Origin of the sequence: Actinophytocola oryzae, assembly GCF_004364325.1 — a bacterium.
GTDB lineage: Bacteria > Actinomycetota > Actinomycetes > Mycobacteriales > Pseudonocardiaceae > Actinophytocola > Actinophytocola oryzae.
Genome location: NZ_SOCP01000008.1, coordinates 178112 through 192077 on the forward strand (window position 1 = coordinate 178112; position 13966 = coordinate 192077).

At 74.7% G+C, this 13966-nt stretch carries 12 protein-coding genes; 10 read left to right on the forward strand and 2 right to left on the reverse strand.

Annotation, left to right across the window (positions count from 1 at the left end; genetic code table 11):
- Positions 1–28: 28 nt before the first annotated feature.
- Together CLV71_RS22445 and CLV71_RS22450 are read right to left on the reverse strand one after the other, a co-directional pair.
- Positions 29–2776, reverse strand: a complete 2748-nt coding sequence (locus CLV71_RS22445) for an AfsR/SARP family transcriptional regulator (protein ID WP_133904805.1) — start codon at positions 2774–2776, stop codon at positions 29–31.
- Between the two features lie 366 nt (positions 2777–3142).
- A complete protein-coding gene (locus tag CLV71_RS22450) occupies positions 3143–3877 on the reverse strand; it encodes a zf-HC2 domain-containing protein (RefSeq protein ID WP_133904806.1) in 735 nt (244 codons plus the stop codon).
- A gap of 69 nt (positions 3878–3946) precedes the next feature.
- On the opposite strand from CLV71_RS22450, the gene CLV71_RS22455 reads away from it, so the two are divergent.
- From CLV71_RS22455 to CLV71_RS22500, 10 genes are all read left to right on the forward strand, one after another.
- Positions 3947–4522 (forward strand): sigma-70 family RNA polymerase sigma factor, encoded by a 576-nt coding sequence (locus CLV71_RS22455; protein WP_243866636.1) that lies wholly within the window; start codon positions 3947–3949, stop codon positions 4520–4522.
- Between the two features lie 176 nt (positions 4523–4698).
- A complete protein-coding gene (locus CLV71_RS22460) occupies positions 4699–5346 on the forward strand; it encodes a hypothetical protein (protein ID WP_133904808.1) in 648 nt (215 codons plus the stop codon).
- Entirely contained in the window at positions 5343–5639 is a 297-nt protein-coding gene (locus tag CLV71_RS22465; protein ID WP_133904809.1) for a LysM domain-containing protein, read from the forward strand. The genes CLV71_RS22460 and CLV71_RS22465 overlap by 4 nt, the downstream gene beginning before the upstream one ends.
- A 2-nt stretch (positions 5640–5641) precedes the next feature.
- Positions 5642–6769 carry a hypothetical protein gene (locus CLV71_RS22470; RefSeq protein WP_133904810.1) on the forward strand — a complete coding sequence of 376 codons (1128 nt, stop codon included), beginning with the start codon at positions 5642–5644 and terminating at the stop codon, positions 6767–6769.
- A gap of 40 nt (positions 6770–6809) precedes the next feature.
- A complete protein-coding gene (locus CLV71_RS22475; protein ID WP_133904811.1) occupies positions 6810–7307 on the forward strand; it encodes a phage baseplate assembly protein V in 498 nt (165 codons plus the stop codon).
- Positions 7307–7624, forward strand: a complete 318-nt coding sequence (locus CLV71_RS22480) for a hypothetical protein (RefSeq protein ID WP_133904812.1) — start codon at positions 7307–7309, stop codon at positions 7622–7624. The genes CLV71_RS22475 and CLV71_RS22480 overlap by 1 nt, the downstream gene beginning before the upstream one ends.
- A 2-nt stretch (positions 7625–7626) precedes the next feature.
- On the forward strand, positions 7627–7989 hold the full coding sequence (locus CLV71_RS22485; protein WP_133904813.1) for a GPW/gp25 family protein: 363 nt from the start codon (positions 7627–7629) through the stop codon (positions 7987–7989).
- On the forward strand, positions 7986–9842 hold the full coding sequence (locus CLV71_RS22490) for a baseplate J/gp47 family protein (RefSeq protein WP_133904814.1): 1857 nt from the start codon (positions 7986–7988) through the stop codon (positions 9840–9842). The genes CLV71_RS22485 and CLV71_RS22490 overlap by 4 nt, the downstream gene beginning before the upstream one ends.
- Positions 9839–12121 carry a baseplate J/gp47 family protein gene (locus CLV71_RS22495; RefSeq protein ID WP_133904815.1) on the forward strand — a complete coding sequence of 761 codons (2283 nt, stop codon included), beginning with the start codon at positions 9839–9841 and terminating at the stop codon, positions 12119–12121. The genes CLV71_RS22490 and CLV71_RS22495 overlap by 4 nt, the downstream gene beginning before the upstream one ends.
- Entirely contained in the window at positions 12118–13959 is a 1842-nt protein-coding gene (locus tag CLV71_RS22500) for a hypothetical protein (RefSeq protein ID WP_133904816.1), read from the forward strand. The genes CLV71_RS22495 and CLV71_RS22500 overlap by 4 nt, the downstream gene beginning before the upstream one ends.
- The last annotated feature ends 7 nt before the right edge of the window (positions 13960–13966 follow it).

Here is a 13966-nt window from a genome sequence, read left to right on the forward strand (position 1 = left end):
CCTCGCGGGTTTTCTCAACTCGGCCGGGTCACTGGAGCGGGGGCCGGTCGTCGGCGAGGCGGTCCTGCAGGCGGGCGTGGCGGAACTGGTACACCGCACCCACCTGGCGCAGGACACCGCGCCGGTGGGCGTCGTTGAGGAAGCCCATCAGCCGCACGGGGAGCCCGCCGCGCATGGCGAGCCAGAGGCGGGTCACGGCGAAGGTCCCCCAGGCCCGCGACAGGCAGACGGTCAGTCCCACAGCGAGCCCGAACGTGGTCCCGACGCCGATGGCCTGCCAGTCGGTCGTGGCGCGGGGGAACACCTGGCCGCCGACGACGGCACCGGCCAGGCCGTACGCGACGCCCCCGGTGGGGCCGAACATGAAGCGGCCGAGCAGGTAGGACGCGAGGCCCGCGGCGAGTGCGAGCACGAGGTCGAAGTGGCCGGACAGGACCGTGACGAACCGGGTCTGGTTGGTCAGTGCGAAGGCGATGCCGTAGAACGGGCCGAGGCACACCACGAAGGACAGCGTGTACGCGAGCGCCGCGGTGCGGTCCTCGCGCAGCGTGGTGGCCGGGCTGGTCACGCGGTCGGCGTCGACGGGCGTGTCCAGCCAGACGTGCAGCCCGATCGCGAACCCGAAGTCGGCGGCGAGCAGCACGACGATCGTCGGGGACAGCGACCAGCCCAGCCCGAGCGCGGTCCCGATGGCCGCGCCGACGAGGAACCGCAGGACGAACCGTCTCGCGGTGTTGCGGAAGCGGAGCTCGACACGCAGCGGTCCCGGCCCCCGGCCGGTGCTGTGCGCGACGAAGCCCGCGAGCCCGAACGACAGGCCGTAGACGAGCCCGACGAGCGGACCCGCGGCGAGCCAGCCCGCGAGCGCGAACAGCAGCGCGGGCGGCACACCGAGGTAGAGCCCGGCCACGTGGCGGGGCACGAACCTCCCGACGGTCCACCAGGCCAGCTCGCGGGACTGCCGGTCGTGCAGGCACCTGGCGAGGAAGACGAGCCAGCGCCGTGCCTGCGCGGCCTCGTAGGTCCGCGGCGGCGCGGGCGGGGCCTGCGGCGCCGGCGGGCTGGGGCGGCGGGCGTAGCTGGCCGGGACGTAGGCGTCCAGGAGGTGCGCCTCGATGGCCTCGGGGGCGGCGAAGCGGTCGGTGTCGCACAGCTCGCCGGGGTCGGTGTCCGGCCTCGCGTAGGCGGTCCTGGTCAGGTCGACCATCAGCGGGGTGCGCAGTGCCTGGGCTAGCGCGCTGTCCCGCTGCGTGCGCAGCCGCTCCACCAGCGGCGTCCACCGGAGGTCACCGACCCGCGTGCGGGCGGTGAGGAACTCGACGGCGGCACCGGGCTCGACCGGCTCGATCTCCACGACCGCGGCGCGGGCCAGCACGAAACCGGTCCTGGTGACGGCGTCCTCGTACTCGTCGCCACGGCAGGTCACCACGAAGGGGTAGCCGTCGGCCGTCGCGTGGTCGAGCGCGTCGATCGCCGCGGCGTGCAGGGCGGGCGGGGTCTCGTCGAGACCGTCGAGGATCGGGATGATCCGCCGGTCGAGCACCAGCTGGGTGGCCGTGTCGGCGCCGTCGACCGGCTGGGCGAGGCCGGGGTACTCCTCGTGGAGCCTGGTGGCGAGCCAGTGCTCGAGGTGCTCGTGGTGGGGGTTCCAGGACGCCATCGGCAGCAGGACCGGGACCGGTTCCCCGTCCCGCCGGTCGGCGAGCAGCCCGAGGGTGAGCAGCATGGCCAGGACGGACTTCCCCGCACCCGGCTCGCCGAGGACGACGAGCTGGCGCGACGCGGTCTGCCGGAACTTGGTCACGACGTCGCCGAGGCCGCCGGACAGGACGAGCCGTTCGGTCGCGCCCGCGGCGGCACGGGCGGTGACCGGGCGTCCCGTCGCCGACCAGGTCAGCGGCACGGGTGCGGGGCGGTTGAGCGAGCGGATCCCGACCTCGGCGGTCCACTGCCGCGCGACGCCGGCGGCCAGCTGCCGCAGCGCGTGGTCCAGCCGGCTCTCGGCCTGCCGTGCGGGTGCGTCCGGCGTGGTGGGGGTGGCCCCCTGCTCGCGGGCGAGGATGCGCATCTGCAGGTCGCGCAGCTCGGGACCCGGCTCGACGCCCAGCTCGTCGACCAGCCCCCGGCGCAGCGCCTGGAACACCGCGAGTGCGTCGGCCGGTCTGCCGTCGCGGTCGAGCGCGGTCATCAGCTGGCCGTGTATCCGCTCGCGGAAGGGGTGCTGCGTGACCAGCTCGCCCAGCTCCTCGACGACCGCGTGGTGCTCGCCCAGCGCCAGCTGCCACTCGACGCACGCCCCGATCGCGGTGAACCGCTGCTCGTCGAGCCGGGTGACCGGGCCGGCCAGGGCGGCGGCGTCCAGCCCGTCGAGTGCCGGGCCGCGCCAGAGCAGCAGCGCACGGCGTGCCTCGTCGACGGCGGCACGCAGGTCGCCCGCGTCGGCCAGCTCCCGCGCCGTGGCGACGCCGAGCTGGAACCGCGTGGCGTCCAGCTCGTCGTCGCCGACCGCGATCCGGTAGCCGGGCCCGTCGGTGGCGATGAGGTCACTCCCGCCACCCAGCCGGTCGCGCAGCATCGAGACACAGTTCTGGACCTGTTTGGTCGCCGTGACCGGCGGCCCGTCGTCCCACACCGCCGCGACCAGCCGGGGGATCGGCACCACCGAGTTCGGCGCCAGGAGCAACGCGGCCAGCACGCGCTGGTGGCGGCTGCTCGGGAGGGTGATCCTGCCCTCGGCGGTCCAGACCTCCAGCGTTCCGAGCACGCGGAAATCCATTACCGACCTTTCCGAGGGGCGACGCGACCGGGGTCGAATGCTACCCGGGTGGCACGTCGACACCCCTCCCGACCAGGCAGATGACGCCGTGAGGACGAGGCGAGGACGGAGCGGGGCACAGTCGTCGGCGTCGTTGCCCCAGCGGCTCGAGGGGAGAGGGGCAGCGGCACATGCGTTGTCCGGGGAAGGTGTTCGTCGCCTGCCGCCGCGTGCGCGCTCTCAGGGGGTGCGCGCACGAACGGCGGCGGCGACGGCGCGTCACCGACGGAACGGGGACGGCCACCGGAATGGGGTCGTGTCGTTCGTCGAGGTCCACGAGGTGACGGGACCCCGGTCGGGTCACCTCCGCGCCCAGGGTGGCCCGGGTCAGGCGGCCCGGTGGCGGCCCGCGGGACGCAGCGGGGGACGGGCGGGGTCGCCTGCTGCCGGCGCGGGGTCGCCGGGAGCGGTGCTCGTGCCCGCCGCACCACCGGTTCCGGTGTCGACGGCGTGGCCGGGACTCGCGCCCCCCGGCTTCCTGTTCACCAGGAACAGCAGGACCAGGCCCGCGACCAGGAGCCCGTGGCCGAGCACCCTGGCGACCGGCGCGGTGCCTGCGATCAGGTCGTGCGTCGAGTAGGCCAGCAGCAGTGCCAGGAACCCGGTGAGGACCGGGATCAGCCCGGCCGCGGTCCTCGGGCGGAACGCGGCCCAGAACAGCCCGACGCCCAGCGCCAGGTTCCAGGCGGTGCCCTCGTTGAACAGGTGGCTCGCGATGGGCACGGCGTCGTGGTCGGCGTGTGTCTGCCGCTGTCCCACGCCGAAGAGCTGCGCGAACGCCAGGGAGAGCTGCGCGACGGCGACGACGCCGAGCGCGTACCGGGGCCACCAGCCCCGGGTGTCCACGAACACGGGAGCGTCGGCGATGATCGCCCCGGTCAGGTCGGGCACCGGCGTCGCGGACCTGATCCGCAGCGACCTCGTCAGCGCGGTCGCCTCGTCGAGCCAGCCCTGGCAGCCGGCACACGTCCGGACATGCTCGTCGACCTGCGCCTCCGGCACGGGTTCGACCTCACCGTCGATCCTGGCCGAGAGTGCTTCGCGGCAAAGAGAGCATTCCATGGTCTGTACAGTCGCAAGCGCGCCCCGATTAGTTCCCGGCGGGTCGGAACCCGGTTACGCTGCGGCGCTGTGACCCCTGCTCCCCGTGACGGTGACGCGCTCACCGAGCTTGCCCTGGCCGCGGGACGAGGTGACCGGTCCGCGCTGGAACGGTTCGTCCGCGCGACCCAGCGTGACGTCTGGCGGCTGGTCGCCCACCTGGCAGGCGTGGACCTGGCCGACGACCTGACACAGGAGACCTACCTGCGGGCGCTGCCCGGCCTGTCCCGGTTCGCGGCCCGCTCCTCGGCGCGCACCTGGCTGCTGTCGATCGCCAGGCGTGCCGTCGTCGACCACATCCGCAACGTGACGTCCCGGCCCCGCATCAGCGGCTCCGCCGACCTGACCGTAATCGCCGACCGGCAGCGCGCCGCCGCACACGGCGTGGTGGCGGGCTTCGAGGACCTCGTCGAGGTGAACCTCCTGCTCGAACGCCTCGAGCCGGAACGCAGGGAGGCGGTGGTGCTGACCCAGGTGCTGGGGCTCACCTACGCCGAGGTCGCGGAGATCTGCCAGGTGCCGCTCGGCACCGTCCGCTCCCGCGTGGCGAGGGCCCGCGAGGACCTCCTCCGCGCGGACGGCACGCGCCGCGAGGGCACGGGCTGACCGGTCTCCTGCCTACCTGACCGAGGACGTCACCGGCGCGTCACGCCCCGGTACGCGGTCTTATGCGTGCGTGGGCGCCATCGGTGCGGCCGGCGCGGCCGCTCCTGTGACAGCGGGGTGACGCGTCGGCCCGACCATCACCGCGTGCGATACGGGAACGGGCCCTGGCGGGGCTGATGGCGGAGCTGTCGAGTTCACAGAGGCCGCTGCGTGGCGCGCTGGTCGGTTTCGACCCGCGCAACCCGCTCGCCGGGTTGGTCGTGTTCCAGTACAACCCCGACGAGCTGTCCCGCTCGCTGTCGCCGAGGACCATGCCCGGCGGCGAGGACGACGCCAACTCGCCGATCGTGGGCGCACCGGTCGAGGTGATCAGCCTGACCGCCGAGATCGACGCCGCGGACCGGACCGGGCCGCTGTCGGCCGGCGACGTGCACGGGCCGCTGGCCGCGCTGGAGATGCTGCTCTACCCCAGGACCTCGGCCGTGCTGGCCAACGAGGCGCTCGCCGCCGCGGGGACCATCGAGCTGCTGCCGGTGGACCCGCCCCTGACGCTCCTGGTGTGGGGGGTCACCCGCGTGCTGCCGGTGCGCCTCACCGCGTTCACGGTCACCGAGCAGGCCTTCGACGCCGCGCTGAACCCCGTGCGTGCCCAGGTACAGCTGAGCCTTCGGGTGCTGTCCTACAGCGACCTGCCGGTCACCGACGCCGGCCACCACATCTTCCTCGCCCACCAGGTGGCCAAGGAGGCACTGGCGACGCGGTCCGCCGTCGCGGGTGTCGCGGCACCGGTGATCGCCGCGGCGATGCGCGCGGTGCCGTCGTGACGAGCCCGGCGAGCCGCTACCACGAGAGCGAGGTCGCGTCGGTGGCGACCGAGGACGGCCGCACGCTGCGGTACCTGCGGCGCAGGTTCCTCCCCGGGCCCGACGAGTCGCACATCGTGGCCGAGCACGTGCTGACGCGTGGCGACCGGACCGACCTGATCAGTGCCGACCACCTCGGCGACCCGGAGCTGTTCTGGCGGCTGTGCGACGCGAACCCCGTGCTGCACCCGGACGAGCTCACCCAGGACGGCCGGATCGGCACCGCCGTGCGCATTCCCTTCCCCCTGGCCTGAACGTGCGCCGCATCAGGACGACGCTGACCATCCTGTCGGGAGCGGGTGTGCCGCTGCCCGTACCTGCCGACCTCGTCGCGAGGGTCGAGTCGGCCGAGGTCCGCCTGGTCGAGTCGGGCCGCTCCGGCTTCCAGCTCGTCGTCGCGACCGGGCGGTCCGGGATCGCGTCCGTCGCGGACTACCCCGTGCTCTCGCGGGGTCTGTTCGAGCGGTTCCACCGGGTGGTGCTGGCCGTCGTCGTGTCCGGGACGCCGCACGTGCTGTTCGACGGCGTGGTGACCCGCCGCGAGCTGACCGTGAACCCACCCCGGCTCGTGGTGACCGGCGAGGACCTCGGGGTGCTGATGGACGTCGAGGAACGCAACGCCGAGTACCCGGCGCAGAGCGACGCGGTGATCGCCGCCCGCCTGCTCGCGCGCTACGCCAGGTACGGCATCGTCCCCGTGGTCGTGCCGCCGCCGTCGGCCGACGTGCCGACGCCGGTCGAGCGGGTCGCCGTGCAGACCGGCACGGACCTCGACCACCTGGAGACGATGGCGGCCCGGCACGGCTACGTGTTCCACCTCGCCGCGGGCCCGGCTCCGCTGAGCAGCACGGCCTACTGGGGCCCGGCGGTGCCGAGCGGGGTGGTCGCGCCCGCGGTGTCCTACGGCGCCACACCCTTCGGCAACGTCGAGAGCCTGTCGTTCCAGGTGGACGGGCTGTCACCCGCGTCGGTCCGCGGCTTCGTGCAGGACCGGCGGACCAACAGGGCCATGCCGGTCGTCGGGCTCGGCGGTGTCCGGCCGCCGATGTCGGTCCGGCAGGTCCGCCTGACCAACGGCCCCGGCGCCCGCACGGTGTCCTACCGGGACAGTGGCGCGAGCCTCGCCGAGGCGCTGGCCGCGGCGAACGCCAGGGCGGAGGCGTCGGCGGACGCCGTGACCGCGACCGGCAAGGTCGACGCCACGCGGTACTCGGGCGTACTCCGGCCGAGGCAGACCGTCGGCGTGCGCGGCGCGGGCTGGCAGCACGACGGCCTGTACCGGGTCAGCGGCGTCACGCACTCGATCGCGCGTGGCTCGTACACACAGGACTTCACGCTGACGCGCGAGGGCATCGGTTCGACGACGTTGGTGGTGCGGCCGTGAGCGGAGCGTTCACCCGCCGCGCGGCGGGTGAGGGAGCGGCATGAGGACCTTCTTCGGCAAGTACCGGGGCACGGTCACGGGAAACGTGGATCCGTTGCGGTTGGGGCGGGTTCAGGTCAGCTGTCCCGCGGTGCTGCGGGACGGGCGGATGAGCTGGGCGCTCCCGTGCGTGCCCTACGCCGGGCCCGGGGTGGGGCTCGTCGCCGTGCCGCCCGTCGGAGCCGCGATCTGGGTGGAGTTCGAGGCGGGCAACCCGGACGTGCCGATCTGGAGCGGCTGTTTCTGGTCCACCGGCCAGCTGCCGAAGAGCGCCGGGCTGCCGACGACCAAGGTGTTCCGCACCGACGGGGTGCAGATCGTGGCCGACGACCTGCCGGGCTCCGGCGGCCTGACGATCGAGGTCTCCCCGCCCGTCGTGTCGACGAGGTTGCGCATCGCACTGTCCGCACAGGGGATCTCGCTGACCGCGGGCACGTCGAGCGTCGCGCTCACGCCGACGTCGGTGTCGCTCAACAATGGCGCGCTGGAGGTGACGTGATGCCGGGGTTCCTCGTCCAGGCGGGTGCCGTGGTGACCTGTTCCCACGGCGGCCAGGCGCAGCCCACCACGGTCCAGCCGAGGGTGCGGCTCAGTGGCGCGCCGCTGCTGCCCGCCACGACCGTGCACACGGTCGCGGGCTGCTCGTTCACGCCGCCGCAGGGCAACGGCCCGTGCGTGAGCGCGCAGTGGGTCGGCGCCGTCCGGGTGCGGGCGAGCGGCGTGCCGGTCCTGCTGGCCGACAGCAGGTCCGTGTGCACGCCGACCGGCACCCCGCTGGTCGTGACCGTGACCCAGCAGCGCGTCAGGGGGATCTGAGCGTGCACATCGGGTTCCCCTTCCGCGTGGACGGCCGAGGCCACACCGCCGGCGCCACCGAGGACGACTACGTCCGCGGCCTGGTCGAACAGGTCCTGTTCACGGCGCCGGGCGAGCGGGTCAACCGTCCCACCTTCGGCAGCGGCGTCCGCCAGCTCGTGTTCGAACCCGCGGGCGGCGAGATGGCCGACGCGTTGCGGGTGCTGCTGCGGGGCGCGCTGCAGCAGTGGCTCGCCGACCAGGTCGAGGTCGAGATGGTCGACGCGCGGGTCGTGGACTCGACGCTGGACATCAGCGTCAGGTACCGCCCCCGGTCCGGCGCCGAGACCAGGACCGTCGTGCTCACCAGGGACGTCGTGCGATGACCGGTGCCCCCGTCGACTACCGCAACCGCGACTACGCGGGCCTGCGGCGGATGCTGCTCGACCAGCTGGCCGCCGACCTGCCCGGCTGGCAGGACGGCAACCCCGCGGACCTGGGGGTCGCGCTCACGGAGCTGTTCGCCTACCTCGGCGACCACCTGTCCTATGCGCAGGACTCGGCGGCGACCGAGGCCTACCTGGGGACGGCCAGGTTCCGGGAGTCGGTCCGCCGCCACGCCAGGATGCTCGACTACGCACTGCACGAGGGCGCCGCGGCGCGGACCTGGCTCGCGGTGACCGGCGACGGCGTGACGACGCTCGGCACCGGCCTCGAGGTGTCGACGCCCGGCGGCGAGAGCGTCTTCCACACGCTGCACCCGGTGACGGTCCGCCGCTCCCGCAACGCCGTCGAGGTGTACACCGGCGGCGCCGAGCGGGCCGAGCTGGCGGCGGGGGCCACCACCGCCCGGCTCGTCGGCGCGCGGGACGACCTCGCGCTGCGGGCGGGCGACGTGCTCGTGTTCGAGGACGCGGGTGCCGCACGCACCTGTGTCGTCCGGCTGACCGAGGACCCGTTCGCGCTCGACGATCCCGACTCGGTCGTGGTCACCTGGCACGCGCAGGACGCCCCACGCACGCCGATGAGGCTGTGGCGGGTCCCCACCGCCTCGGGTGGGGTCGCGGCCACGACGGTCGTACGCGGCAACGTGGTGCTCGCCGAGCACGGCAGGCTGGTGGCCGGGGAACCCGTCGTCCCGCCGACGGTGCCCGCCACGGGGCGCTACCGCCCCCGGCTGGCCCGGCCGGGACTCGCCCACGCCGTGCCCTACGACCACGCCGACGCCGTGGACAGGCCCGCGTCGGACGCGCTCGTCGTCGACCCGGCGCTCGCCGTCCCCGCCATGGTCGAGCTGGACGACGAGGTGAGCACGTGGCAGGTGCGTGCCGACCTCGTCGCCAGCGGCCGGTCCGCCGCCGACTACGTCGTCGAGAGGGCAGAGGACGGCACCGCGCGGCTCCGCTTCGGCGACGGCCACGACGGGCGCGCACCCGTGCCCGGCACGGTGCTTCGGGCGTCCTACCGCATCGGCGGCGGCCCGGCGGGCAACGTGGGCGCCGGGGCGCTCACCGAGCTGGTGGCGCCGGTAGCGGGGGTGCGGGTGCGCAACTGCGTCCCGGCCGTCGGCGGGGTGGCGGCCCAGCCGATCGAACAGGCCAGGCTGCTCGCGCCGCACGGCTCGCGCGTCCTGGCGAGGGCCGTGACCGAGGCCGACCACTCGGAGATCGCGATGCGCCACCCCTCGGTGGCGCGTGCGTGGTCGGTCCGCCGGTGGACGGGCTCCTGGCACACGGTGACGACGGTGGTCGACCCGCCCGAGGGCGTCGTGCCCGACACGGCGCAGATCGCCGAGTTCATCGGCAGGCACACCATGGCGGGCGAGGACGTGCGGGTGGTCGCCGCCGTCGCCGTGCCGCTCGACATCCGGCTGACCGTGCGGATCCGGCCCGGCGCCGCACCCGCCGAGGTGCTGGCGGGCCTTCGCGACGCGTTCACCGCCGGTACCAGGCGCGACGGCCGTCCCGGGTTCTTCCACCCGGACGCGTTCTCCTTCGCCGACCCCGTCCACCTGAGCCGGGTGGTCGCCGCGGCGACGGCCGTGCCCGGCGTGTGGTGGGTCGACACCAGCGACGACCCGGTCGTCGGCAACAGGTTCCACCGGTGGGGCACGCGGGCCGAGGGTGAGCTGGCCGTGGGCACCATCGTCATCGGCGAGCACGAGGTCGTCTCCTGCGTGAGCGACCCGGACCGGCCGGAGCTGGGCGCGATCGACTTCGTGCTGGGGGAGGCCCGGTGACGCGGACCGTGCGGGCGGGCACGAGGGACGAGGTCGTCCGCCGGTGCCTCGACGCGCTGCGGACGGGCCTGCCGGAGCTGGCGGTGGACAACCCGGACGACCCGGCGGTCGCTCTCGTCGGCGCCTGGGCCTCCGTCGTCGACATGCTCGACTTCTACCGCGACCGGATCGCGGAGGAGGGCTACGTCGCGACCGCGGTCGAGGACCGGTCGGCGCTGGAGCTGGGCCGTGCGGTCGGGGCCGGGCCGACACCACCGGTCGGCGCGTCCGTGCTGCTGTCGTTCACGGCGGAGCAGGTGCCCGAGGTGGTCGTCGCGGCAGGTACCGCCGTGCACAGCATCCCCGGACAGGGCGAGACCACGCAGGTCTTCGAGACGGAGACCGGGCTGCGTGTCCTGCCGGAGCGGAACTCGGTGCCGCTGCGGCAACGGCGGGCCCAGCGGCCGAGCGGGCCGACGAAGGTGCTGCGGGTGTTGGAGACCACGCCGCGCGTCGGCGACCAGGTCCTCGTCCGCGTCGGCGGGACGGCCCACCCGCGTGTCCTCACCGCTGTCCACACAGGACAGCCGGAACCGGGTGTGACCACCGTCGAATGGGCCGACGCCGTCGACATTCCTGCCGGGGCGGGCGTCGAGGCGCACGTCTTCCGCGTCCGCACGGCCTTCTTCGGGCACAACGCCCCCGACTGGCGGGCGATGCCCGCCGACGTCAGAGCGGGTTACGGCGCCGACGCCGGGGACTGGCCGGGACTCGACGTCGTGGCGCCCGACCGTCCGATCGTCGGCCAGACGACCCTGGAGCTGGCGGGCGACCACCCGTCGGTCGGCGTCGGCTCGTGGCTGCTGCTCCGCGTGCCGGACAAGACGGACGTCCTGCGGAAGGTGCTGGACGTGCGCACGAGCGCCGCCGCGAACTTCGCCGTCGCCGGACCGACCACCCTGGTGGCGATCGAGGGCGGCTCCCTGCCCGCGGGGTTCGACCGCCGGTCGACGACGGTCCTCGCCGGGAGCGAACCGCTCACGCTCGCGGACGAACCCGACACCGACGAGGTCACCGGACCGGCGCTGGACCTCGCGGAGCCGGTCGAGTTCGCGCCGGGGGCGCCCGTGATCGTCGTCGGCAGCGACACCGACGGCACGCTCCTCGCCCAGGCCGCGACCGTCGCCACCACGGTCGCCACCCCGACGGGGTCGGCGCTGGTGCTGACCGCGCCGCTGCCCGTCGGGATCGTCCTGGCGAGCGGGGTCGTGCTCGGCAACGTGGTCGCGGCGACCGCGGGCGAGACCGTGGCCGAGGTGCTCGGCGACGGCGACGGATCCGCCGCTCACCAACGGTTCCCGGTTCGGCAGGCGGCGATCGGGCACGTGCCGGCCGCCACCGGCCGCCGCTCGACCCTCGACGTGCGGGTGGACGACGTGTCCTGGGCGCAGGTGCCGGAGATGCTGTCCGCGGGCCCCGCCGACCGGGTGTTCGGCGTGCGGGAAGAGGACGACGGGACCGCCGTGGTGTGTTTCGGCGACGGCGTCCACGGCGCCCGGCTGACGACGGGGACCGGGAACGTCGTGGCGGTCTACCGGACGGCGGCGGGCCGTGCCTCGAACGTCGGGGCGGGCACGCTGCGGCTGCTGCCGATCAGCCCGCTCGGCGTCACCGGGGTGGACAACCCGCTGCCCGCCACCGGGGGCGCCGACCGACGGCCCGTGGACCTCGCGCGGATCCCCGCCGCCGCGGGCCTGCTGGACCGGGTCGTGTCGCCCGCGGACCACCTGGCCTTCGCGCTCGCGTTCCCCGGGGTGCACACGGCCGCGCTGACCGTGTTCTCCCGAGGCACCCGCCCGGTGGTGCACCTCGACGTCGTGCCAGAGGGCGGAGCCGTCGTGGACGACCTGCGGGACGCGCTCCGGGAGGTCCGTGCGCCGGAGGGCGACCTGGACGTCCAGGGGTGCCGGGAGGTGGAGTTCGACGTGGCACTGGATGTCGTGCCCGCGACACCCGGCGACACCCGTGCCACGGCCGAGGTGTCCGCCGCGGTACTGGCCGCGTTCGGCGCCGGGAGCCGTGGGATCGCGGAACCGGTGGCGCTCTCGCGGATCGTCGCCGTCGCACAGCAGGTGCCGGGTGTCGTCGCGGTCCGTCCCACGGCACTGCACCGGCGCGGTGACCCGGCGTCGCTCGCGCAGGTGCTCGACGCGGAGCCCGCCGTGCTCGATCCGTACCGCGTGGTCCCGGCACAGCTGCTCGTGGTCCACGAGGCAGTGGTGCGGGAGGCGACCCGATGACGACCGACAACCCGATGTACGACCTGCTCCCGCAGTACGTCCGGACCCGTGACGCGGAGCTGGGCCACCCGCTGCGCTCGCTGCTCGCGCCCATGGCGGACGAGTACCGGCGGGTCCGCGAGGACGTCGACCGCCTCTACGGCGACTGGTTCGTGGAGACGTGCCGGGCCGAGGTGCTCCCGCTGCTGCTGGACCTGACCGGCGGCCGGACCGCCACGGGCACGCCGTCGAGGGCGCAGGTCGCGAACAGCGTGCGCACCGGCAGGATCAAGGGCACGGCGGACGGCCTCCGCGCGATGGCCACCGACGTCACCGGGTGGCCCGCCGACGTGGTCGAGTACTTCGCACGCCTGCGCGTCACCCAGCACGTCGACAACGTCCGGCCCGGCAACCTCGCGACGGCGGACCTGCGGAACACGGCCGCACTGACCCGCCTGGGCACCACGCACGACGAGGTGGCGCGCAGTGCCGACGTCCGGGCCATGACCGGCGGCGTGGGCCGTCACAACGTGCCGAACATCGCGGTGCACCTGTGGCGGCTGGACAGCTACCCGTACCGGGGCGTGCACGCCCGCGCGGTGGACGCCGCCCAGGGCCGGTGGACGTTCGACCCCGCGGGCCGCGACATGCCGCTGTTCACCCCGGCGGCGCGCCCGCTCACCCGCCTGGACCTCGACGCGGCACTCGCGGCCGGTGACACGCCGACGATGCCGTCGGTGGTGGTCGACGGCAGCCCGGCGACGGTGTACGTGGCCGACCTGAGCACGTGGGACCGGCCCTGGCTCGGCCGGGTGGCCGTGGACCCGGAGCTGGGCCGCCTCACGGTCGCGCGCGGCGGCGTGCCTCGGTCCGTCGAGGTCTCCTACCACGCGGGTGCCGCCGGTGACGTCGGCGCGCACTCCTACGACCGCGCCCGGACCCTCGCCGCCGCCCTCGCCGCCGCGGCCGTCCCGGGGCCGTCCACGGCGGACTGGCAGGCGGTGGTGCGGTACGGCACCGGTCCGTACCCGAGCCTCGCGGCCGCCGCGGCCGCGTGGCACGCGTTGCCCGCGGCCCCGGGCCGCCTCGGGGTGATCGTCGTCGCCGACAGCGCCACCTACCGGGGGGACGTCGAACTGCGGCTGCGACCGGGTGAGCGGCTGCTCGTCGTCGCCGGGGCGGTGACCTCGACCGGCGTGGTGGTCCCCGTCGGGGTCCGTCCCCATCTGGTGGGCGGCCTCCACGTCCTGGCCCAGGCGGTCCGCGCGCCGGTGCCGACCGGTCTGGTCCTCGACGGGCTCTCGGTCGAGGGCGACGTCCTGACCGGAGACGGCCTCGACACGCTGGTGGTGTCCAACTGCACGGTGCTGGGCGGCCTTGGCGGGGACACGACCGCGCGGTGCACCTCCTGGCTGCTGAGGTCGGTCGTCGAGAGCGTCGGACTGCCCGGTCAGCGGGTCGTGGCACGCGACAGCGCCGTGTACGGGCGGGCCGTGGCGGCCGACGACCTCGAGCTGGTCGCGTGCACGGTGCTCGGTGACGTGGCCGCGCGAAGGTTCTCCGCCCTGGACTCGATCCTGACCGGCACCCTGACCGCAGGGGAAGTCCCGCGGGTCCGGCACAGCCACCTCCGGTCGGACACCGGGGAGCCGGTGTTCGACTCGGTCGACCCGGCGCATCCGGCGTTCTGCCGCCTGGCGCCAGGGTGCCCGCCGGAGGTCACGACGGGTGCGGGCGACAACGGCGAGCTGGGCGTCCACAACCACCTCGGCCACGGCGGGCGGCTGGCCGAGCTGGCGTTCCAGCTCGACGGGCACCTGCGGCCGGGAACGGTCGCGGGAACGTGCTTCGCCACCTGATCCGGTG